The 21,742-nt window shown below is 61.7% G+C and carries 18 protein-coding genes; 15 read left to right on the top strand and 3 right to left on the bottom strand.

Annotation, left to right across the window (positions count from 1 at the left end):
* Positions 1 to 31 precede the first annotated feature (31 nt).
* The 12 genes from MesoLj_RS23675 to MesoLj_RS23620 all read left to right on the top strand — a co-directional run bounded on the left by MesoLj_RS23675 (position 32) and on the right by MesoLj_RS23620 (position 13,465).
* The gene (locus MesoLj_RS23675; RefSeq protein ID WP_140773911.1) at positions 32 to 1,339 is read left to right on the top strand and encodes a replication-associated recombination protein A; all 1,308 of its coding nucleotides are present in this window, start codon (positions 32 to 34) and stop codon (positions 1,337 to 1,339) included.
* Positions 1,340 to 1,345: 6 nt separating this feature from the next.
* Positions 1,346 to 2,020, top strand: coding sequence for a DUF930 domain-containing protein (locus MesoLj_RS36390; RefSeq protein WP_244735152.1), 675 nt, complete (start codon positions 1,346 to 1,348; stop codon positions 2,018 to 2,020).
* A 176-nt stretch (positions 2,021 to 2,196) separates the two neighbouring features.
* A complete protein-coding gene (locus tag MesoLj_RS23665) occupies positions 2,197 to 3,027 on the top strand; it encodes an aspartyl/asparaginyl beta-hydroxylase domain-containing protein (protein WP_202322787.1) in 831 nt (276 codons plus the stop codon).
* Positions 3,028 to 3,291: 264 nt separating this feature from the next.
* The gene (locus MesoLj_RS23660; protein WP_202322786.1) at positions 3,292 to 4,944 is read left to right on the top strand and encodes a hypothetical protein; all 1,653 of its coding nucleotides are present in this window, start codon (positions 3,292 to 3,294) and stop codon (positions 4,942 to 4,944) included.
* A 163-nt stretch (positions 4,945 to 5,107) separates the two neighbouring features.
* Complete coding sequence (locus tag MesoLj_RS23655) at positions 5,108 to 6,079, top strand: helix-turn-helix domain-containing protein (RefSeq protein WP_202322785.1); 972 nt, start codon at positions 5,108 to 5,110, stop codon at positions 6,077 to 6,079.
* 141 nt (positions 6,080 to 6,220) lie between these two features.
* Positions 6,221 to 7,738, top strand: a complete 1,518-nt coding sequence (adh, locus tag MesoLj_RS23650; protein WP_202322784.1) for an aldehyde dehydrogenase — start codon at positions 6,221 to 6,223, stop codon at positions 7,736 to 7,738.
* 105 nt (positions 7,739 to 7,843) lie between these two features.
* The gene (locus MesoLj_RS23645) at positions 7,844 to 8,212 is read left to right on the top strand and encodes a DUF779 domain-containing protein (protein ID WP_202322783.1); all 369 of its coding nucleotides are present in this window, start codon (positions 7,844 to 7,846) and stop codon (positions 8,210 to 8,212) included.
* A gap of 40 nt (positions 8,213 to 8,252) precedes the next feature.
* Positions 8,253 to 8,627, top strand: coding sequence for a fluoride efflux transporter CrcB (gene crcB / locus MesoLj_RS23640; RefSeq protein WP_140773905.1), 375 nt, complete (start codon positions 8,253 to 8,255; stop codon positions 8,625 to 8,627).
* Between the two features lie 61 nt (positions 8,628 to 8,688).
* The gene (locus MesoLj_RS23635; protein ID WP_140773904.1) at positions 8,689 to 9,669 is read left to right on the top strand and encodes an RluA family pseudouridine synthase; all 981 of its coding nucleotides are present in this window, start codon (positions 8,689 to 8,691) and stop codon (positions 9,667 to 9,669) included.
* A gap of 47 nt (positions 9,670 to 9,716) precedes the next feature.
* Positions 9,717 to 10,589, top strand: coding sequence for a DMT family transporter (locus MesoLj_RS23630; protein ID WP_181179985.1), 873 nt, complete (start codon positions 9,717 to 9,719; stop codon positions 10,587 to 10,589).
* A 12-nt stretch (positions 10,590 to 10,601) separates the two neighbouring features.
* Complete coding sequence (locus tag MesoLj_RS23625) at positions 10,602 to 11,393, top strand: ATP12 family chaperone protein (RefSeq protein ID WP_202322782.1); 792 nt, start codon at positions 10,602 to 10,604, stop codon at positions 11,391 to 11,393.
* 182 nt (positions 11,394 to 11,575) lie between these two features.
* On the top strand, positions 11,576 to 13,465 hold the full coding sequence (locus MesoLj_RS23620) for an MFS transporter (protein WP_140773901.1): 1,890 nt from the start codon (positions 11,576 to 11,578) through the stop codon (positions 13,463 to 13,465).
* Between the two features lie 81 nt (positions 13,466 to 13,546).
* On the opposite strand, the gene MesoLj_RS23615 is transcribed toward MesoLj_RS23620, so the two are convergent.
* Entirely contained in the window at positions 13,547 to 13,738 is a 192-nt protein-coding gene (locus MesoLj_RS23615) for a DUF2735 domain-containing protein (protein WP_140773900.1), read from the bottom strand.
* 316 nt (positions 13,739 to 14,054) lie between these two features.
* Here MesoLj_RS23615 and MesoLj_RS23610 point away from each other — a divergent pair, with 316 nt between their 5' ends.
* A complete protein-coding gene (locus tag MesoLj_RS23610; protein ID WP_065005076.1) occupies positions 14,055 to 15,095 on the top strand; it encodes a glutamine synthetase beta-grasp domain-containing protein in 1,041 nt (346 codons plus the stop codon).
* A 916-nt stretch (positions 15,096 to 16,011) separates the two neighbouring features.
* On the opposite strand, the gene glnA is transcribed toward MesoLj_RS23610, so the two are convergent.
* Together glnA and MesoLj_RS23600 are read right to left on the bottom strand one after the other, a co-directional pair.
* On the bottom strand, positions 16,012 to 17,421 hold the full coding sequence (gene glnA, locus MesoLj_RS23605; protein ID WP_140773899.1) for a type I glutamate--ammonia ligase: 1,410 nt from the start codon (positions 17,419 to 17,421) through the stop codon (positions 16,012 to 16,014).
* Between the two features lie 66 nt (positions 17,422 to 17,487).
* Positions 17,488 to 17,826, bottom strand: coding sequence for a P-II family nitrogen regulator (locus MesoLj_RS23600; protein ID WP_006205430.1), 339 nt, complete (start codon positions 17,824 to 17,826; stop codon positions 17,488 to 17,490).
* Positions 17,827 to 18,184: 358 nt separating this feature from the next.
* Between MesoLj_RS23600 and MesoLj_RS23595 the strand changes: the two genes are divergently transcribed.
* Positions 18,185 to 19,723, top strand: coding sequence for an NAD(P)H-hydrate dehydratase (locus MesoLj_RS23595; protein ID WP_202322781.1), 1,539 nt, complete (start codon positions 18,185 to 18,187; stop codon positions 19,721 to 19,723).
* Positions 19,720 to 21,720: a hypothetical protein gene (locus tag MesoLj_RS23590; protein ID WP_202322780.1), complete on the top strand. Its 2,001-nt coding sequence runs from the start codon at positions 19,720 to 19,722 to the stop codon at positions 21,718 to 21,720. Before MesoLj_RS23595 ends, MesoLj_RS23590 begins: the two co-directional genes overlap by 4 nt.
* The last annotated feature ends 22 nt before the right edge of the window (positions 21,721 to 21,742 follow it).

Below are 21,742 nucleotides of genomic sequence, written 5' to 3'. Positions count from 1 at the left end.
CGAGCGGTCGTGCTCCAACCTGAAGACATAAATGGCCGATCTGTTCAGCGTCGATGAACCGGAAAAGGCGCCGCCTGGACGGCCGCTGGCTGACAGGCTGCGGCCCAGAAATCTTGGCGAGGTCGTCGGCCAGGAGCATCTGACCGGCCCCGATGGCGCGCTGACCCGGCTGATCGGCTCCGGCTCGCTGGGCTCGATGATCTTCTGGGGGCCGCCGGGCACCGGCAAGACCACGGTGGCGAGGCTGCTTGCCGGCGAAACCAGCCTGGCCTTCGAGCAGATATCGGCGGTCTTTTCCGGCGTCGCCGACCTCAAGAAAGTGTTCGAGGCGGCGAAGCTGCGCCGCGCCAACGGCCGCCAGACCCTGCTTTTCGTCGACGAGATCCACCGCTTCAACCGTGCCCAGCAGGATTCGTTTCTCCCTGTCATGGAGGATGGGACGGTCGTTCTGGTCGGCGCCACAACCGAGAACCCGTCCTTCGAATTGAATGCCGCCTTGCTGTCGCGCGCGCGCGTCATGGTCTTTCATTCACTCGGTGAGGAGAGCATCGCCAAGCTGATGACGCGCGCGGAGGCCACGGAGGGCAGGGCGCTTCCACTCGACGACGAGGCGCGGGCAATGCTGATCCGCATGAGCGACGGCGACGGACGCGCATCGCTGACACTCGCCGAGGAAGTCTGGCGCGCAGCCAAACCTGGCGAGATATTCGATCCCGAAGGGCTGCAGCGTATCGTCCAGCGCCGCGCGCCGATCTACGACAAGGGCCAGGACGGCCACTACAATCTGATCTCGGCGCTGCACAAGTCGGTGCGCGGCTCGGACCCGGACGCCGCGCTCTACTATCTCGCGCGCATGTTCGATGCCGGCGAGGATCCGCTCTATCTCGGCCGCCGGCTGGTGCGCATGGCGATGGAGGACATCGGCCTTGCCGATCCGCAGGCGCTGGTCGTTGCCAATGCCGCCAAGGACGCCTATGACTATCTGGGCTCGCCTGAGGGCGAACTGGCCTTTGCCGAGGCCACTGTCTATCTCGCCACAGCGCCCAAATCCAACGCCGTCTACACCGCCTTCAAGGCAGCTACGCGCGCTGCCAAGGAGCATGGTTCGCTGCTGCCGCCAAAGCACATCCTCAACGCGCCGACCAAGCTGATGAAGGAAGAGGATTACGGCGCGGGCTATCGCTACGATCATGATGAGCCGGACGCTTTTTCGGGCCAGGACTATTTTCCGGAGAAGATGGGCCGCCAGACGTTCTACGATCCACCCGAGCGTGGTTTCGAGCGCGACATCAGGAAGCGGCTCGACTACTGGGCAAAGCTGCGCAAGGAACGGGGCTAGCTGACTTTGCGCGGCCCGGTGGTCGTCACGCTTCGAAGCGAGGCCTCGCCATGGGGTATCTCGACCTCCGTCGTTCTCCACGCGCTGCTTGCCGCGACGCTGGCTCTCATGCCGCTGCCGAAGCTGCCGAAGCGGCTGGAAGAGGAGCGGGTGTCGGTCGGCATTCTGACGCCCCAGCAGTTCGAGGCGTCGACAAGGCCATCGCCAGCGCCAGCAAGACCTTCGGCACCAGAGGCGCCAGCGCCATCACCACCGCCGAGTGCTCCTCCTCAAACTCAACCACCCACCGCGCCGGCCATGATCCGGCCGACCGAAATGCTGTCGGGTAAGACGCTCGCCGATCCGCGCAGCCGTCAGGCGCGCGCCGATCTTGCGACCTTCGCTTCCGACGAGCGCATGGTGCAGTTGTGCAATCTCGAAGCCATGGACCAGATACGGCGATGGCGCGCGGACTTTCAGCCGGAGCGCGTCGTGCCTTACGCAACGGCCGAGGAGAGGGTCCGCGGCACCACGATCGTCGCGGATGGCGCGGCTTTCCGCAGTCGCAAAAACTGGTATAACCTCAAGTTCAAATGCCAGCTCGCGCAAGACGGCGAAAGCGTCATCGGCTTTGAGTTCCTGGTCGGCGATCCCGTGGCCAGGGAGAAATGGGACGAGTTCGGCTTGCCGGCGGTGCATTGACCCCAGCGGTTCATTGACCGAAGTCTGGCAAATTCCACCAGGCAGCTGCCAGGCCACGCAGTCGTGGCGTTGTGCGGCGACCCAAAAAATCTTATCAAGGCGCACGGTCGGGCGGTGGCCGTTGCCGAGATTTGGCACACTCATTCGCAACAGGATCGCGCTCCGCGCGTGGAAAAATGACAAAAACCCTTCGCAAATCCCTTCGCAAATTCGCCATCGCCATCCCACTTCTCGCCCTTGGCTTTTACTTCATCCCCATCCTCACGACGATCTTCATCGTCTGCGGGCTGATCGACGTGCTGCGCAACGACAGGAAGGATCTGGCGCTGTTCAGCGGTTATTTCCTTGGCAACGGCCTCTTCACCTGGCTGCTTTCGCCGTTCAACCTGCTGGTTGATCTCCTGTGCTACCGGAACCCCGGCGTGTGGAAGCTGGAGCAGTTTCCGGACGATTATCAGCGCGAGGTCAACGAGGTCCTGGACATCTTCAAGGCGCGCAAGGACGAGATCATTGCCGATATCGATGCCAATTTCGGCGCCGGTCGGCGCGGCATGTATGTCTATCAATGGTACGGCAAGCACAAAATAGACAACGTCGCCGAATTCAACAAGGATTTCAAATACATCAAGACCATCGCCGTTTCCGTTTTCAGCAAGCGCGAATCGACCTCCTGGCACTTCGGGCCGCTGCGGCTCAGCCTGCGCATCCTCTACAATCTGATCCCTGTGAAGGCGGAAATCTTCGTCGAATGCGGCAACGTCAAGAACTATTGGTACGACAATCCGCAGTTCATTTTCGACGATACGCTGCTGCATCGCTCGGTCAACGAATATGACGGCCGCCGGTACTGCGTGTTCATGGACATCATCAGGCCGTCCCCGTTCCCAAGACTCATCGCCTGCATGCTCGCCGTCGTGTCGGTCAGTGTCGAGCGCATCAATTCGATGTTCTACAAGAACTGGAAAATGATCGGCTCGACCAAGCCGAAGAAGGTGGAAACCACCTGAACTGACAATACGTCAACGTAGCCGGCAGCAGTTTGCAAGCAAGCATCTCTGCCGGCTGCTTTGCGGATCGCTGGTTATTGGCGTTCTCCATGCTTGCTGCGTGGGTACTTAAGCATCAGCTCATTTGGCGTCGGCCCATGGGCTCTCAACAATTCATTATATGAATCTTGTCACAAGATTCGCCGGAGCGGCTCCTGGCGGCGTCAGGGGACGACTTCGGCGTTGGTTCCGCGTTTCTGTCTCTTCCTTCCTTGGCGGTCTCAAGTGACAAAGAACAAAATCTTCGGATTCTGGACGGGTACCTACCTATGCACCGTGTTGTTTGGGCTTGCCCTCAGCGCTGCATACATAAATCTCGAAGAGTCCGTCTACTACTGGGACTTCGCCGCCTACTTCAACATGTTCAACCAGCAAGGCGCCCTCCTGGTCGAGAGCCCTTCCAAATGGCTGAGCCAATTGAGCACCTCCATCGCGACGGAAGATTACGGCGTGGCGATCCTGGTGCCCCTGATGCCGTTTCACCTCGCTTTCGGCGGTTCAAGGCTTTCCTTCGTCGCTGGAATAGTCGCGGTGTACCTGGTCCCGGCGGTGCTTTTCATAGGCAGAATAAGCTATCTGGAGGCGGTCTCCGAGACACCCTCCCGAGGTTGGGTCGCCGTCTGGATCGCAGCCTTCCTGTATACTCCGTTCTGGGCGCCGACGCTTCGTGGATTGCCTGACGTCGCCGGCTGTCTCGCTTTGACCGCGGCAACCTATTTCCTCTGGAAATCCAAGTTCCTGACCCGCGAACCGGTGATAAGCGGAATATCTGTAGGCGCGTGCCTGTGGTTGGCGTTCATGCTGCGCCGCTGGTACGCCTACGCCGCAATAGGGATCACCGTTTCCGCGGCCTTGCTGGGTCTGCTGCAGATCGCAAGGGATCGGGATTTGCCGGCCTTCCGGAACGCTGTGTTGGGCGGCGTGTGTGCGATTTTCCTTATTGCCGCGACAGCGTTAAGCTTCCAACTGCCGCTGATCGCCAAGATCCTGGGAACCAGCTACGCCGACCTTTACAGCGGATACAGGACGACCTTTGTCAACCAACTTGGTGGAATAGGCTCCCGGCTCAGCTATCTGAACTGGGCGTTGGTCATAGCAGGCCTCTACATCTCTGTTGTGCGCGGCAACAGATTTTCCTTGCTCTGTGCCATCGCCGCCGGGCTCACCTTCCTGATCTTTATCCGGACACAGGATCCCGAACGGCATCATTCTCTACCGATGTTGCTGTGGCTCTTTCCCGCCTATGCCCAGGCGATCGTTTCGATCGTCTCCGCGCCGGCACTGAAATCGCGATGGTCGGCCGCCACCATGGCCGTTGTTGCCGGACTTGCGTTTCTGGGCACGTTTTTTCCCGCTGGCCGTCAGTTGTTGTCGCCGGTCGGCTTCGTCTTCGCCAGGGAAGCCACGCTTCCGCTTCACCTCGACAATCTCCCCGAGTACCGGCGCCTGATCGATGACCTCATCGCCAGGATGGGACCGGAGGACCGGTTTTCGGTGTTTGCCTCGGGTCCTGTGATGAGCGACGCACTCTTGTTCGGCATGAAGCGGGATCTTGTTACCCATGTCGGATGGATTTGCCAGGTGGACAGTCGCGATCAGTTCCAACCGGACGCATTGAAATCCAGATACGTTGTCGTGACGGACCGTCCGGTTACCCATCTGCAACCGGGTGCCCAGATCTGCGTCACGATTCCGAACCAGTACATTGTCGAGGGAAAAGGCATCGGGGCTGCATACAAGCGTATCGCGGAATATCAATTGTCCGGCGTTACCGGTTACCTCTACGAGCGGGTGCGCCCGGTCAGCAGAGCCGAAGTCGATGCCCTCTACAGTGAGTTCAGGAAAAAGTATCCGGGCTGGGCAACGCCTGACTGGTGACGAGCATCTTGGCGGTTTCGGGCACAGGCCGCCTTTTTCGTCTGTTGCACCATCGTCCAATAGCGTCGCCGGGCTTCGGTGCCTACAACTCCATACTGCGGATATATCTGAGTGGATATAACGCAGCTCGGGTTGGAAGCGACAATCGCCTTTGGAGGATAAGGTGAGCGGACGGCAGCCTACGGTTCATCATGCGGATTTCATCCAGGCGGCCATCGCCGGCAGCGATGCAGCGCGTTCGGCGCTGGTTGCGTCCTGGCGGCGCTCGCTCACATTGCACGGCCTCGATCCAGCCGAACGAAAGGCGCCGCAGCGTCTCACCAAAAGCGAGTTGAGCAAGGCCCGGCAACGCATAGAGCCGCTGCTGCGCGCCGCGGATGCGAGCCTCGATCGTCTCTACCTCGCCGTGGGCGGCGTTGGTTGCTGTGTGCTGCTTGCGGACCGTGACGGCATTCCTGTCGAGCGCCGCGGCGCCGTTGCGGATGACGACACGTTCGACGAGTGGGGGTTGTGGACGGGCACGGTATGGAGCGAGGACTCCGAGGGTACCAATGGCATCGGCACCTGTCTTGCCGATCAGCGCGCCCTCACCATCCACCGCGACCAGCATTTCTTTTCGCGCAACACATTGCTCAGTTGCACCACGGCGCCGATCTACGATCATGAAGGCAATCTGGCGGCCGCCCTCGATGTGTCATCTTGCCGGTCGGACCTGACCGAAGGCTTCGTCAACCTGATCGCCATCGCGGTGGGTGACGCCGCGCGTCGCATCGAGGCCGAGAATTTCCGCCTGGTGTTTTCAGACGCTCGCATCCTGCTGGCACCGGTCGCCGAGCGCAGCGCCAGCGCATTGATCGCCGTCAATGGCGATGATTTGGTGATCGGCGCAACACGCTCGGCCCGCCTTGGCCTCGGCATCACCCAGCAGATCCTGGCCAGGGGTCTCCCTGCCGCGGACATTTTGGGCAACTTGGCCAGGGCGGCGGAAGATCTGGACGAAGCCGAGCGCGGCGTGGTCCAGAGGGCCATGGCGCGCGCCGAGGGTAATGTGTCGGCGGCTGCCAGCAGCCTCGGCATTTCGCGGGCGACCCTGCACCGCAAGCTTGCCCGCTTCGGCATCCGCCGTCCGCACTGAGCTTTGAGCCCGTGACTGTCGCAGATCTGCGACAGTCCGCGCTGGCGGATGCCGGAGCCGGGGCTGACAAAGCTGACCCCGTCCGCGACTCTTCCCAACGACGCGCCACATCCCGTGACGCTGCCACTTGGGAGGAAGACAATGAACAAGGTGGAATTTTCCCGCACGGCCAAGGTTCCCTTCGCCAAGCGTTATGACAATTACATCGGCGGCAAATGGGTTGCCCCGCTTTCCGGAAAATATTTCGAGAACATATCGCCGGTGACCGGCCGGCCGCTGGGCGAAATCGCTCGCTCGGACGCCAGGGACATCGAGGCGGCACTTGATGCCGCGCACAAGGCCAAGGACGCGTGGGGTAGGACCAGCGCCGCCGCCCGCGCGCTGATCCTCAACCGCATCGCCGATCGCATGGAAGACAATCTCGACCTCCTGGCGCTTGCCGAAACCTGGGACAATGGCAAGCCGATCCGCGAGACGACCGCGGCCGACTTGCCGCTGGCCATCGACCATTTCCGCTATTTTGCCGGTGCCGTACGCAGCCAGGAAGGCGGCATCTCGGAGATCGACCACGACACCGTCGCCTATCATTTCCATGAGCCGCTTGGCGTCGTTGGTCAGATCATTCCCTGGAACTTCCCGCTGTTGATGGCGGTGTGGAAACTGGCGCCGGCACTTGCCGCCGGCAACTGCGTGGTGCTGAAGCCGGCCGAACAGACACCCGCCACCATCATGCTGTGGGCGGACCTGATCGGCGACCTGTTGCCGGATGGTGTGCTCAACATCGTCAACGGCTTTGGCCTCGAGGCCGGCAAGCCGCTCGCTTCATCGAACCGCATCGCCAAGATCGCCTTCACCGGCGAAACCACGACGGGCCGGCTGATCTCTCAGTACGCCAGCCAGAACCTCATCCCGGTGACACTGGAACTCGGCGGCAAGTCGCCCAACATCTTCTTCCAGGACGTGACCGCGGAAGATGACGACTTCTTCGACAAGGCCATCGAAGGCTTCGTCATGTTCGCGCTGAACCAGGGCGAGGTCTGCACCTGTCCCAGCCGCGCGCTGGTGCATGAGAAGATCTACGACAAGTTCATGGAAAAGGCATTGAAGCGGGTCGAGGCGATCGTCCAGGGCGACCCGCTCGATCCGGCAACCATGATCGGCGCACAGGCATCGAGCGAACAGCTGGAAAAGATCCTGAGCTACTTCGACATCGGCCGCAAGGAAGGCGCCGAAGTGCTTGCCGGCGGCGAACAGAACCATCTGCCGGGCGATCTGGCCGGCGGCTATTACGTCAAGCCGACCGTGTTCAAGGGCCACAACAAGATGCGTATCTTCCAGGAGGAGATTTTCGGGCCGGTGGTCTCGGTGACGACCTTCAAGGATGACGACGAGGCATTGTCGATCGCCAATGACACGCTCTATGGCCTCGGCGCCGGTATCTGGAGCCGTGACGCGAACCGCTGCTACCGCTTCGGCCGCGCCATCCAGGCCGGCCGTGTCTGGACCAACTGCTACCACGCCTATCCCGCGCACGCGGCTTTCGGTGGCTACAAGCAGTCCGGCATCGGACGGGAAAACCACAAGATGATGCTCGACCACTATCAGCAAACCAAGAACATGCTGGTCAGCTACAGCCCGAAAAAGCTGGGTTTCTTCTGATTGCCTCCCGAGGCGGCGCATGATCCCCCCGGGGGGATCATGCGTGATCCGAGGCGTGGCTCTATCAGTCGCGCCTCGGATGGTTTGGGGATGGAGGAGGACGGCATGTCCGACAAGATTTCACTCGGAAAAGTCTCGGCCACGCCGGAAGCCATTGCCTTCCTGGCGGAGATCATCGCCGACCACGGCCCGGTGCTGTTTCATCAATCGGGCGGCTGTTGCGACGGCTCCTCGCCAATGTGCTATCCCCGCAGCGACTTCATCGTCGGCGACAATGACGTCATGCTGGGCGAGATCGGCGAAACGCCGGTCTACATCAGCGCTTCGCAATATGAAGTGTGGAAGCACACCGACCTTACCATCGACGTCGTGCCGGGCAGGGGTGGCATGTTCTCGCTCGACAATGGGCGCGAGAGGCGGTTCCTGACGCGCTCGACCATCTGTGCCGTTCCGGAGATGCCGTCAGGGGCTTGACGGGTTGACGCCGCCGCCCTCGCAAGGGCAGTAAACGGCGATGTTCAATCTGCTTCTTGTTGTCGTCGGCGGCGGCATCGGCGCCGGCATCCGCCATCTCACCAACATGGGCGCGCTGCGCCTGGTCGGCCCCAACTATCCCTGGGGCACGATGGCGATCAACATCCTTGGCTCCTTTGCCATGGGTCTGTTCATCGCCATCATGGCGCGCCGCGGCGGGCCGAACGAAGTCAGGCTATTTGTCGCCACCGGAATCTTGGGCGGCTTCACCACTTTTTCCGCCTTTTCGCTCGATTTCGCCACGCTGTGGGAACGGGGAGCCACGCTGCCGGCGTTTGGATATGCGCTGGCCAGCGTCATTGGCGCCATCATCGCCCTGTTTTTGGGTCTTTGGCTCGCAAGAAGCCTGCCTTAATGCTATTGCCGCGCCAAGCGCAGGCCGAGCCCTGCTTTGGAAACGGGTAAGCGAAGAAAAAATGGCAGGCGTTGAACAGATCACGGTGGAGGCCGGCGAGGCGGGCATGCGGCTCGATCGCTGGTTCAAGACCCATTTTCCGGGCCTTGGTTTTGGCCATTTGCAGAAGCTGCTGCGCTCCGGCCAGATCCGCGTCGATGGCGGCCGCGTCAAGGCCGACAGCCGTGTCGAGCCTGGCCAGGTGGTGCGTATCCCGCCGCTCGAGGTCGACAAGAAGGGTGAAAGCGCGCTGACCGGTCATTCGATCCGCAACCAGGGCGATGCCGACGTTCTGGCGAAAATGCTTATCCATGAGGACCCGAAGGTTTTCGTCTTCAACAAGCCGGCGGGCCTTGCGGTGCAGGGCGGTTCGGGCGTCACCCGCAATGTCGACGACATGCTGGAAGCCTGGCGCAACCAGAAGGGTGAGAAGCCGCGGCTGGTTCATCGGCTCGACCGCGACACGTCGGGCGTGCTGGTCGTCGCACGTACAAGGCTCGCCGCGATGAAGCTGTCCGAGGCGTTCCGCGCCCGCGAAACGAAGAAAACCTACTGGGCCCTGGTCAAGGGCGTGCCGCCCAAGCGCGAGGACAAGATCTCGACCTGGCTAATCAAGGAACCAACGCCCGACGGCGACCGGGTGCGCATTGCCGCGCATGGTGAAAAGGGCGCCGATCACGCCGTATCCTACTACCGCATCATCGAGCAGGCGGCGCAGACCATGACCTGGCTGGAGATGGAGCCTTATACCGGCCGCACCCATCAGCTTCGTGTGCACGCCGCCTATATCGGCTGCCCGATCATCGGCGACCCGAAATATTTCGAGGCCGACACCAACTGGGACTTTCCGGGCGGCATTCAAAACCGACTGCATCTTCACGCGCGCCGCATCATCATTCCGCACCCGGACAAGGGCGTCATCGATGTCACCGCGCCGATGCCGCCGCATATGCGCCAGAGCTGGAACCTGATCGGCTTCGACGAGCAGAACGCGGAGGACTGACGTTGAGCGGCGCCACCGACGCGCTCGATCGGCGCGACACAGTCGACATGGCCGCCGCCGCCATCATGGTCGGCCTGACCTTTTCGTGGGGCCTGAACTACGTCGCCGCCAAGATCTCCTATGCCGGCTACGACCCCGTCTTCCTGTCGATCGCACGCTCGATCATCGGCGGCTTCTGCGTCTTCCTCTGGTGCCGCTGGCGCGGCATTGCTCTGTTCACGCGCGACGGCACATTGCTCGCCGGCATTGTCGTGGGTGCGCTTTTCGGCGTCGAGTTCCTCTGCCTCTATGTCGGCCTGGAGCATACGACGGTTGCCCGCAACACGCTGCTGGTCAACACAATGCCGTTCTGGATGCTGATTGGCGGTCATCTCCTGCTTGGCGAACAGATCACCATGCGCAAGTTCCTTGGCCTGCTGCTGGCCTTCGCCGGCCTTGCCGCTGTCTTTTCAGACAAGCTTGGCGGAGGCGGGGACATGCTGTTCGGCGATCTCCTCAGTCTCGGCTCCGGATTTTTCTGGGCCTTGACCAATATTCTCATCAAACGCTCGAAACTGGTTGAAGCCAGCGCCGAGAAGCTGCTGCTCTATCAACTCGCCGGTGCGGCGGTCGTCGGCATATTGGTGTTGCCTCTCGCCGGTCCGCCGGTGCGCGATGCCTCCTTGTTGCCGACATTGGCGCTGCTTTTCCAGGCGATCTACATCGTCGCTTTCACCTATGTCCTGTGGTTCTGGCTGCTGCGTCGCTATCCCGCGTCAAGCCTGTCCAGCTTCACGTTCCTGTCGCCGGTTTTTGGTGTCTTGTGCGGTGCGATCATCTTGAACGAACCGCTGACCATTCGCATTTTTCTGGCGCTTGGCCTGATTGCAGCGGGCCTGATCATCGTCAACCGGCCGGCGCGCAAGCTGACACCGGTGTGAGAGAGATTTTTCATGCGTGACATCCTCAACGACCTCGAAGCGGGCAAGTATCTTTCGGATCCGGATCCTGTGCGTCGCGCCCAGATCCAGATGAAGACGCCGCTGCCCAAGCGCTTCTACAAGACCGTTTCGGTTGCGCCGGTAGAGCAAGGTTTCGCCGTGCATCTCGACGGCAAGCCGGTGCGCACGCCGGGCAAGGCGCTGCTGGCGCTGCCGACCGAGGCGGCGGCGGTGCTGGTTGCCGACGAATTCGCTGAACAGGGCGAGACGATCAATCCGGTGACGATGCCGGTAATGCGCTTGGTCAACACAGCCATTGATGGCGTCGCCAGTGACCCGCAGGCGGTGCTGGAAGACATACTGCGTTTTGCCTCGTCCGACCTGCTTTGCTACCGCGCCGACGCGCCGCAAGGGTTGGTTGACCGGCAGAACGAGCAGTGGGATCCCGTCATCGATTGGGCGCGCGCCGCATTCGGGGCGCGCTTCAACCTTGCCGAGGGCATCATCCATGTCGAGCAGCCGCGCGAGACGATCGCCGTTCTGGGCAGTCATCTCAATCAGCGCGCCGAGCCGCTGCGGCTGGCCGCCATCCACCTCATGACCTCGCTGACCGGTTCGGCGCTGCTGGCGGTGGCCGTCGATTTCGGTGAACTCGACGCGGAGGCCGCCTGGGCCGCCGGCCATGTCGACGAGGACTGGCAGATCGAGCAATGGGGGCAGGACGCCGAAGCGGTCGCGCGCCGTGCCGCCCGTAAGCGCGACATGATGGCCGCGGCCGGCCTTCTCGAGGCGCTCAGGGCCTGAGCCCGGGCCGTTGCCGCACCGCACCTAATACCAAAGTCATAATCCCATCGTCGCTCTGCCGCCGGCGGACGCTTTCTGCCATTTTTTGCCTGATGGCTCCGCTTTTTTTGAGTCTGCGTTCGGAGGAGAACGCGGACATTGGCGTTGCATCGAGGGCAAGGGTCTCACGGGAGGACATATCAATGGCAATGGCATCGACCGCCGGCGGAACGAGCCGCGGCATGACGCGAGAGGAGAAGAAGGTCATCTTCGCTTCCTCGCTCGGCACTGTTTTCGAATGGTACGATTTCTATCTCTACGGCTCACTGGCGGCCTTTATCGGTTCGACCTTTTTCAGCCCGACCATTCCCGAGGCGACGCGCAACATCTTCGCGCTGCTGGCCTTCGCCGCTGGTTTCCTCGTGCGCCCGTTCGGCGCGCTGGTGTTCGGCCGCCTTGGTGACCTTGTCGGCCGCAAATACACATTCCTCGTCACCATGACGATCATGGGCCTGTCGACCTTCCTGGTTGGCCTGCTGCCCGGCTATGCGACTTTGGGCATCGCCGCTCCGGTGATCCTGATCTTCCTGCGCATGCTGCAGGGTCTGGCGCTCGGCGGCGAATATGGTGGGGCGGCGACCTACGTTGCCGAGCACTCGCCGGATGATCGCCGTGGCTTCTACACGTCCTGGATTCAGACGACGGCGACGCTCGGACTGTTTCTGTCGCTGATCGTTATCCTCATCGTCCAGGGATCACTGAGCAAGGAAACCTACGCTGCCTGGGGTTGGCGCATTCCGTTCATCGTCTCCTTCGTGCTGCTCGCCGTTTCGATCTGGATTCGGCTGTCGCTTTCGGAATCGCCGACCTTCCAGAAGATGAAGGACGAAGGAAAGGGATCCAAGGCGCCGCTTTCGGAAGCCTTCGGTCAGTGGAAGAATGCCAAGATCGCTCTGCTGGCGCTGTTCGGCCTTACCGCCGGCCAGGCCGTGGTCTGGTATAATGGTCAGTTCTACGCGCTGTTCTTCCTGCAGAACGTGCTCAAGGTCGACGCGCAATCGGTCAATATCATGATTGCCGTTGCGCTGGCGCTTGGCTCGATCTTCTTCGTCGTCTTCGGCTGGCTGTCCGACAAGATCGGCCGCAAGCCGATTATCATGGCTGGCCTTGCGCTCGCCATTGTCAGCACCTTCCCGCTGTTCAAGGCATTGACCTGGGCCGCCAATCCGGCGCTCGCCAAGGCGCAGCAGAACACGCGGGCGACGGTGACGGCGGCACCCGGAGACTGCAGGTTCCAGTTCAATCCGGTCGGCACAGCCAAGTTCACGACGTCCTGCGACATCGCGACTTCGTTCCTGACCAAGAACTCGGTTCCCTATGACGTGGTGTCGACGGCCGCGGCCGGAACGGCTGCGTCGGTCAAGATCGGCAACGAGACGGTGACGTCCTACGACGCGGTCGCCGCCGGCGATCAGGCCAAGGCCAAGGACTCGGCCTTCGTCAAGGCCGTCAACATGTCGTTGCAGGACGGCGGTTATCCGTTGAAGCGGGCAGCGATCAAGGTCGCGGACCAGAAGCTCGACGCTTTCATCGCAGCCAACCCTGAGCTGAAACTTGATGCTGCCGCCATCCGCGGCGGTGAAAAGGCAGCGGTGCCGACCGATCAGGCCGTCAAGGACAAGCTCTTGACCACGGATGAGGCGGCGGGCGCCCCGGAGGTCACCGTCTATAATATACCGGGTGGCGGCGCCTTCGCCATGTTCGCCGATCCGGCGGCCGTGAACTGGCCGATGACAATCGGCATCCTGTTCCTCCTGGTGCTGCTCGTTACCATGGTCTACGGCCCAATCGCGGCGATCCTGGTCGAGATGTTCCCGACCCGCATCCGGTACACCGGCATGTCGCTGCCCTATCACATCGGCAATGGCTGGTTCGGTGGTTTGCTGCCTGCGACGGTGTTCGCGCTCAGCGCCTACAGGGGCGACATCTACTACGGCCTCTGGTACCCGGTGGTGATCGCGGCGATCACGCTCGTCATCGGCATGATCTTCGTCAAGGACACGCTCGGCACCAACTTGCACGCCAAGGATTAGTCGATCGGATCCATCTGCCAATGAAAAGCCCGGCGTGAGCAGTCACGCCGGGCTTTTCATGTCGGAACCGGAAGACGCAGATCAGCTCTTCCGATGATTTTCTTCCTCGACGGCTGCTTCGTGATACCAGCCGTCAAAATCGGCGTATGTGGTACGCAACGAGGCGAGCTCTGCCGCGAATTGCGCCTTCGCGCCTAAATTTGAGGCAGATTTACGCGCTGCCAGGGGGAACATCAGAATTTTCGCCGACGGACGGGTGGGAACGATTTCCATGGGCCGTCTCCTTTCTTCTTCAGGAGCTTGTCGATTCAGCTTTCTCAGAAGATAGGTCCTGCGATTCCTTTAGGCAATATGCCTACGAAAAGATCATTATTTGCCTAATATTTGTGCGAGTTGCGCGTTTGATCGATCCGAACCCATTGATGAGGCGGCTCAGCAAATTCGACGCGATATCGCGGCCATTTTGCCGCACCCGCCAATACCGGAGTGGCACACGAATTGCATTTTAGTGATCGGCAGCGCCGGCTGCCGGCGGCAGACGCATGTCGATGCCGTTTGGTGTTCGGTGATCAAGCAACGAGAGGCTAGAATGACGAAATACAAGCTCGAGTACATTTGGCTCGATGGATACACCCCGGTCCCCAACCTTCGCGGCAAGACGCAGATCAAGGAATTCGCGGAATTCCCGACGCTCGAACAGCTGCCGCTGTGGGGGTTCGACGGTTCCTCGACCATGCAGGCCGAGGGCCGCAGCTCCGACTGCGTGTTGAAGCCGGTGGCGCTTTACCCGGATCCGGCTCGCACCAACGGCATTCTGGTCATGTGCGAAGTCATGATGCCCGATGGCGTAACCCCGCATGAATCGAACAGCCGCGCGACCATCCTCGATGACGAGGATGCGTGGTTCGGCTTCGAGCAGGAGTATTTCTTCTACAAGGACGGACGTCCGCTCGGCTTCCCCGAGAGCGGCTACCCGGCACCGCAGGGTCCGTACTACACCGGCGTCGGCTACAAGAACGTCGGCGACGTCGCACGCAAGATCGTCGAAGAGCATCTCGACCAGTGCCTTGCTGCCGGCATCAACCATGAAGGCATCAACGCCGAGGTGGCCAAGGGCCAGTGGGAATTCCAGATTTTCGGCAAGGGCTCCAAGAAGGCCGCCGACCAGATCTGGATGGCGCGCTATCTGCTTCTGCGTCTGACCGAGACTTACGGCATCGACATCGAGTTCCACTGCAAGCCGCTTGGCGATACTGATTGGAACGGCTCGGGCATGCACTGCAACTTCTCGACCAAGTTCATGCGCGAAGTCGGCGGCAAGGCCTATTTCGAGGCCCTGATGGCACAGTTCGACAAGAACCTGATGGACCACATCGCCGTCTACGGTCCGGACAACGACAAGCGCCTGACCGGCAAGCACGAAACCGCGCCGTGGAACAAGTTCAGCTACGGCGTCGCCGACCGCGGCGCTTCGATCCGCGTACCGCACTCCTTCGTCAAGAATGACTACAAGGGTTATCTGGAAGACCGCCGTCCGAATTCCCAGGGCGACCCCTACCAGATCGCCTCCCAGGTTCTGAAGACGATTTCGCAGGTTGCGACCGACGCGTCGGTTTCGGCCGCCGCCTGATTGTTTCCGCGGCGCGGGCCATGAGATGACCCGCACCCGCAACTTCAGTGACAAAAAGCCCCGGCAGGAAAACGCCGGGGCTTTTTTGTGCTTTTGGGGCGGGGGCAGTGCGCGAATCCGCCACGGCGCGTTCGGGTAACCTCTTAATTCAGGGCGTCGACGGATATCCGCTTGATGCTTGTTCCGGACAGAGCTTACACGGCACCGACGACCATGCCGATGAGATGCCCACCCCGCGCTATCCCTGTTTCGTGAGAACTTTGGTCCTTGCCAGAAGCCTTTTTGACGGCGCCGGCCCGGTGGAATGAATTCCCCCAAAAAAAGTCAGGTTGAAAAGGACCGGCCAAAACGAGGCGCCCGTCCGCCCCGGCTAACGTTTGGTCACCGTGCTCTCCGGGCTGTAGGCGCGGAAATTGCCTGAAAAGCCCGGAAAACCGCCGGTTCGAGCGGCTTTGTAAGCTCAAAGGCTCTTATATAAGCCCCTGTTAAAGCACCAAGATCGACCGTTTGCACCACCGGTTGGCAACGTTGACAGATCGCGCCGAGGCATGCGTATCGTGCCTTGGGGTTACGCCAAAGCGATGCTGTTCGAACGGGGCGGGGTTTCTTGAACGACGGCATTGGCGGGGGCGCCGGACGAGCGGGCATTGCAGCCTGAGGCAGTGCGCCGCTCGCTCCTGGCGGCTTGTTGCGCCCTAGAGCCATCCGCCAACGCGCCTGCCATGGCTTTATACCGCGACCATGAAGCCGCGTGTTTCGGCGGCGGTCACAAGCGGGCAAAGCCACACGATCCCAGCACCCAAAAGCAATTCACTGATGTGACTGACCGTACGCATCCACGGTGAGCGTTGGCGCAGCAAAAAGCCCTTGAAGGGGGAAATCCTTCAAGGGCTTTGCAAGCTATCCGAACGGGCTCTTAGACCGAGTAGTACATGTCGTATTCGACCGGATGCGGGGTCATTTCGAAGCGCATCACCTCGGCCATTTTCAGTTCGATGTAGCTGTCGATCTGGTCGTCGTCGAAGACGCCGCCGGCCTTCAGGAAGCCGCGGTCCTTGTCGAGGCTCTGGAGCGCCTCACGCAGCGAACCACAGACCGTCGGGATCTTCTTCAGTTCCTTCGGCGGCAGGTCGTAGAGGTCCTTGTCCATCGGCTGTCCCGGATGGATCTTGTTCTTGATGCCGTCGAGACCGGCCATCAGCAGCGCGGAGAAGGCCAGGTAAGGGTTCGCGCCCGGATCGGGGAAGCGGACCTCGACGCGCTTGGCCTTCGGCGACGAGCCGAACGGGATGCGACACGAGGCCGAGCGGTTGCGCGCCGAATAGGCGAGCAGCACCGGCGCTTCATAGCCGGGCACCAGGCGCTTGTACGAGTTGGTCAGCGGGTTGGTGAAGGCGTTGATCGCTTTGGCATGCTTGATGACACCGCCGATGAAGAACAGGCAGTTCTCCGACAGGCCGGCATATTCATTGCCGGCGAAGGTCGGCTTGCCACCCTTCCAGATCGACATGTGGACATGCATGCCCGAACCATTGTCGCCGAAGATCGGCTTCGGCATGAAGGTTGCCGTCTTGCCGTAGGCATTGGCGACCTGGTGCACGACGTATTTGTAGATCAGCATCTTGTCGGCGTTGCGCACCAATGCGTCGAACTTGATGCCGAGTTCGTGCTGGGCGGCCGCCACCTCGTGGTGATGCTTTTCGACGCGCACGCCCATTTCGGCGAGCACGGTCAGCATTTCGGAGCGCATGTCCTGCGCGCTGTCGATCGGCGGCACCGGGAAATAGCCGCCCTTGACGCGCGGGCGGTGGCCAAGGTTGCCGGTTTCGTAATCGGTGTCGTCATTTGACGGCAGTTCCGTGGAATCGAGCCTGAAGCCGGTGTTGTAGGGATCGGCCTTGTACTTGACGTCGTCGAAGACGAAGAATTCGGCTTCCGGGCCGACATAGATGGTGTCGCCGATGCCTTCGGCCTTCATGTAGGCTTCGGCCTTCTTGGCCGTGCCGCGCGGATCGCGGTTGTAGGATTCGCCCGAGACCGGGTCGAGGATGTCGCACAGGATGACCATGGTCGACTGCGCGAAGAACGGGTCCATGTGAACGGTGTCCGGATCGGGCATCAACACCATGTCGGACTCGTTGATGGCCTTCCAGCCGGCAATCGACGAGCCGTCGAACATGACGCCGTCGGCGAACATGTCTTCCTCGACTTCGACGACATCCATCGTCACGTGCTGCAGCTTGCCCTTCGGGTCGGTGAAGCGCAGGTCGACGAATTTCACGTCGTTGTCCTTGATCTGCTTCATGATGTCTTTGGCTGTCGTCATGTCATGTATCCCTGTGTGATGACGTGTTTTTTGATGGATGACGTTTCAAGCGGTGGCCGGGTCCGATCAGACCGCGTCCATTCCGGTTTCGCCGGTGCGGATGCGCACGACTTCCTCGATGTTGGAGACGAAGATCTTGCCGTCGCCGATACGGCCTGTCTGCGCCGCCTTGCGGATGGCCTCGATGGCGCCTTCGACCGCATCGTCGCCGAGCACGACCTCGATCTTCACCTTGGGCAGGAAATCGACGACATATTCGGCGCCACGGTAGAGCTCGGTGTGGCCTTTCTGGCGTCCGAAGCCCTTGGCCTCGGTGACGGTGATGCCTTGCAGTCCGGCCTCCTGAAGCGCTTCCTTCACTTCGTCCAGCTTGAATGGCTTGATGATCGCTTCGATCTTTTTCATGTAAAAAGTGGCCTCCACTGCCAAAAAAACGGGTTGTGAGCCCCCGCTTGCGCCTCCATCAAGCACGAACTGTGCCAATTCAGCGGAACAGAAGCGGTCTCATACGATTTCAAAGCCGTACCGCGCCGGGATGCAAATTCGCGTCATTCACTGCATCGGATGCGGCACCGGCTTCTTGAGTCTCAACGGTGCCAAGGGGTGTCGCGGCACAATAATTAAGCATATCGCCTAAATAGAAGGCATTTACCGTCTGCAATGCCTCCCATCCGAACACTATGGCCGCAGTCGCGCCAACTCCTCTTGGTTTGCTTCGGATCGAAAACTGGACAATGCTTGATCGAATGCGGATCGGCAATCCATGAGCGATGAACTTCTTACTTCCGTCGAAATGGGCGAGGCGGACCGGCTGGCGATTGCCGCCGGTCCAGTCGCCGGCATCGGCTTGATGCGGCGCGCCGGTGAAGCGGTCGCGGCCGAGGTTTTCACCCGCTATCCCGGGGCGACCCATGTCCATGTGCTTTGCGGGCCGGGCAACAATGGCGGCGACGGTTATGTCGTCGCCCGCATCCTGGCCGACAGCGGCGTCGCCACGACGATCTGGGCGTCCGAAGCGCCGAGGCCAAAAAGCGATGCGGCGCTCGCCGCCGCGGAATGCCCGATCGCGCCTCGGCAGCTGTCCAGCTTCGAAGCCGAGCCCGGCTCGATCGTGGTCGACGCGCTTTATGGGGCAGGGCTGTCCAAGCCGCTGTCGGGTGATGCCGCCAGGGCGGTCGATATCGCCTCCAACCGACGTCTGCCGGTTATCGCGGTCGATCTGCCTTCGGGCGTTTCCGGCGACAGCGGCAGGGTTTTGGGCGTGGCATTCACCGCGGCCGTCACCGTGACCTTTGCGCGCAAGAAACCCGGCCATCTGCTGCTGCCGGGCCGCGAGCGATGCGGTCCGATCGTGCTTGCCGATATAGGCATCGGCGACGACGTCATCGCACGGCTACGGTCCCGGGCGTTCGAGAACAGCCCGGCGCGCTGGCTGCGCGATTTTCCGGTGCCGGCTGTCGACGCGCACAAATACAAACGCGGCCATGTCGGCGTCTTTTCCGGCGGGCCGAGCGCCACCGGCGCGGCGCGGTTGTCGGCGCTTGCCGCGGCCCGAAGCGGGGCAGGGGCGGTGACCGTGCTGTCGCCGGGCAACGCCATGCAGGTCAATGCCGCCCATCTGACCTCGATCATGCTGCGCAAGACCGACGATGTCGCGGACATCGAGGAATTTGCCGGCGAACGCCGGCCTTCGGCCTTCGTGCTTGGACCCGGCTTTGGTGTCGGCGAAAAAACGCGGACCTTTGGGCTCGCGCTGCTCGCTGCCGGCCAGCCACGGAATTCTTCCGCACAGGTCGACGGACTTGTGTTCGATGCCGACGCGATCACCTCGTTTCGTGAGGCGCAGGACGTCTTGTTCGAAGCGGCGCGCAGGCCGAATGCGCCGGCGTTGGTGATGACACCACACGAAGGGGAGTTTGCCAGGCTGTTTCCCGACATAGCCGGTGATGACGCCTCGTCCAAGTTGGACAAGGCGCGTGCGGCGGCCGCACGTGCCAATGCCATTATCGTCTACAAGGGCGCCGACACGGTGATCGCCGCGCCCGATGGCCGGGCGGCGATCAATTCCAACGGCGCGGCCTGGCTTGCCACCGCCGGGTCGGGCGACGTGCTGTCGGGCATATCAGCCGGCCTGATGGCGCAAGCCATGCCGGCGTTCGAAGCAGCCTGCGCGGCAGTGTGGATCCATGCCGAGGCCGGCAGCCGGTTTGGACCGGGGCTGATTGCCGAGGATCTGCCGCTGGCGCTGGTGCCGGTTTTGCGCGAACTGGTCGAGGCACGGCGCAAGGTGCCTAACGGATGAAGCGTTTCGCGCTCACCGTTGCGGCCTTCGTCGCGCTGCTCACTTCGCATGGCGCGCGCGCCGAACAGCCGGTGACCATCATCGATGATCCGGCGGTTCTCGCCACCCTCGATGCCAAGGGCTTTGGCTTCGCCGGCATTTTCGCCGTCGATGGAGCGGACGACCTGAAGGCGCTCTATGACGAAGCCCCCGCCTATCATGCGATCGTCGATACGGTGGCATCAGACATTGCCACATTGCGGGCCGAGATGAAGGCCGGCGGGCGCACGCTTTACGAGGTAACCGATGGCAATGTCGGTCGCATCATGGACATGCGTTGGCTGAAGACGGAGGCGGCACGCTTCCGTCTGGTCGGCGTCGTCAACCGGCTCGACCGGCGTGATTTCGCTGCCCTGGAAGGCGACAAGAGCTGTGGCGAAGTGCGTTTCATCTATCGCCTCGCCTACAGCTTCAAGAAGGGCGGCAAGGTCCTGGCCTCGCGGCTGCCGTTCAATTTCAACGCGGTCTACAGTGCGGCACCGGATGCCGATGGCGGTTGTGTTGGCGTTGCCGGACGCTGGACGCCGCAACTGGATGAGAGCATCGACGCTGGCTGGCTGGTCGGCGGGCCGCTGGAGCGGGCCGGGCTCACTTTCAAGCAGCTCGAACTCAATGCGCAAGTGGTGCGCTTTCCCTCCGGCCAGGAGACCGAATTCGGCGGGCAGGCAGCCTATCTCATGCGGATCTTCGGCATCGATGGGGCTGCGATCAGCGAGAAGCCGCTGGAGAACACACCTGATACCGCGCGGCTATCGCAAGATGCGGCGCTGAAGAAAGAGCTTGCCGATTATGTCAGGGCCAATGTCGCGGCGGTCGATCTTGGCGTCTACGAAATCCCGGACGAATTCCTGGCCAAAAAGGTCATCTCGTGGTCGACCTTCGGCAGCGCGCGGCAGGCCAACCATCCGTTTACGCAAATATTCCAACCCAAGGAATTCGTATCGCTCGATTATTCCTCGATGAAGCTGGTGCGCACGCCGGAGGCGCTGGTCGAGCGGCTGGACAATGGCGCTTGCCAGGGCTGTCACCAGGCGGGGTCCACGGCCGGCTTCCACTTCATCGGCCTCGACGACAAGACGACATCGCCGCTCAACCGCATCGAGGTCGGCATCTCGCCGCACCTCCATGCCGAGATCCCGCGCCGCGAAGCCTGGCTGCGCGCCGCGCAAGAAGGCAAGGAGCCGAACCGCTACCGGCCGCTGTCTTTCGCACCGCCAGCCACCTGGACCGATGCCGGCGATGTCGACTACACGCCGGCCGAAATGGCGATGCCGTGCCTGATGCCGGACGATGCCAAGCGTTTCGGCGCGACTTGGGCATGCGGTGGCGGCACAGTCTGCACGCCGCTGGCGACCGCATCAGGCGTGCACACCACTCTGGCGCAGTGTCTGCTGCCCATGGACAGCGAAAAGATGTTTTCCGGCCATCCCTGCCTGACCGGGTCGATCGCCAGCAACGCCTCGCAGCCCTTCAACGATCGCTACAAAATCACCGGTCAGTTCGCCGCCTTCGCCCCGGGGATTTCGCGCACCGCCTATACCTGCCGACCGCCGAAGATCGGCGTGCCGGCCGGCATCGCCTACCGCGCCTGCGACGACAAGGACCGCGGCTTTGCCGCCTTCAAGAAGGGCAAGCCGATGCCGAACGAGATCTGCGGGTTGGTCGGCGGCAAGAAATTCGACACTTGCGTGGCAACCAACAATTTCGACCAATGCCTCGGCGGCGCGGTCAATCGCGGCAACCGGCCGGCGTGTTCGGCCGATCATTTCTGCCGCGAGGACTATATGTGCCAGTCGCTGCCGTCGGACACGCCGGGCGCGGCCAAGGTCAAAAGCATCGGCTTCTGCTCGCCGACCTATTTCATCTTCCAGATGCGCATCGACAATCATGCGACACCCTGGGCAAGCGCTACCAGCGCCACGATGGGGGCGGGATTTGGCGCGGCGGAGGAGGAGTGAGTGTTCGACAGCTACTCTGATA

It is taken from the genome of Mesorhizobium sp. 113-3-9, from assembly GCF_016756515.1.
Classification (GTDB): domain Bacteria; phylum Pseudomonadota; class Alphaproteobacteria; order Rhizobiales; family Rhizobiaceae; genus Mesorhizobium.
Note: the sequence above shows the minus strand (reverse complement) of the source record. Positions and strands in the feature narration are given on the sequence as shown.

Excerpts from the sequence above, each read along its gene's own strand:
- MesoLj_RS23625 (WP_202322782.1), top strand. The coding sequence starts at position 10,602 with ATGCGTGACATCCTCAACGACCTCGAAGCGGGCAAGTATCTTTCGGAT.
- glnA (WP_140773899.1), bottom strand. The coding sequence starts at position 17,421 with ATGACGACAGCCAAAGACATCATGAAGCAGATCAAGGACAACGACGTG.
- crcB (WP_140773905.1), top strand. The coding sequence starts at position 8,253 with ATGTTCAATCTGCTTCTTGTTGTCGTCGGCGGCGGCATCGGCGCCGGC.
- MesoLj_RS23630 (WP_181179985.1), top strand. The coding sequence starts at position 9,717 with ATGGCCGCCGCCGCCATCATGGTCGGCCTGACCTTTTCGTGGGGCCTG.
- MesoLj_RS23645 (WP_202322783.1), top strand. The coding sequence starts at position 7,844 with ATGTCCGACAAGATTTCACTCGGAAAAGTCTCGGCCACGCCGGAAGCC.
- MesoLj_RS23635 (WP_140773904.1), top strand. The coding sequence starts at position 8,689 with ATGGCAGGCGTTGAACAGATCACGGTGGAGGCCGGCGAGGCGGGCATG.
- MesoLj_RS23615 (WP_140773900.1), bottom strand. The coding sequence starts at position 13,738 with ATGGAAATCGTTCCCACCCGTCCGTCGGCGAAAATTCTGATGTTCCCC.
- MesoLj_RS23665 (WP_202322787.1), top strand. The coding sequence starts at position 2,197 with ATGACAAAAACCCTTCGCAAATCCCTTCGCAAATTCGCCATCGCCATC.
- MesoLj_RS23600 (WP_006205430.1), bottom strand. The coding sequence starts at position 17,826 with ATGAAAAAGATCGAAGCGATCATCAAGCCATTCAAGCTGGACGAAGTG.
- MesoLj_RS23590 (WP_202322780.1), top strand. The coding sequence starts at position 19,720 with ATGAAGCGTTTCGCGCTCACCGTTGCGGCCTTCGTCGCGCTGCTCACT.
- MesoLj_RS23610 (WP_065005076.1), top strand. The coding sequence starts at position 14,055 with ATGACGAAATACAAGCTCGAGTACATTTGGCTCGATGGATACACCCCG.
- adh (WP_202322784.1), top strand. The coding sequence starts at position 6,221 with ATGAACAAGGTGGAATTTTCCCGCACGGCCAAGGTTCCCTTCGCCAAG.
- MesoLj_RS23675 (WP_140773911.1), top strand. The coding sequence starts at position 32 with ATGGCCGATCTGTTCAGCGTCGATGAACCGGAAAAGGCGCCGCCTGGA.
- MesoLj_RS23595 (WP_202322781.1), top strand. The coding sequence starts at position 18,185 with ATGAGCGATGAACTTCTTACTTCCGTCGAAATGGGCGAGGCGGACCGG.
- MesoLj_RS23620 (WP_140773901.1), top strand. The coding sequence starts at position 11,576 with ATGGCAATGGCATCGACCGCCGGCGGAACGAGCCGCGGCATGACGCGA.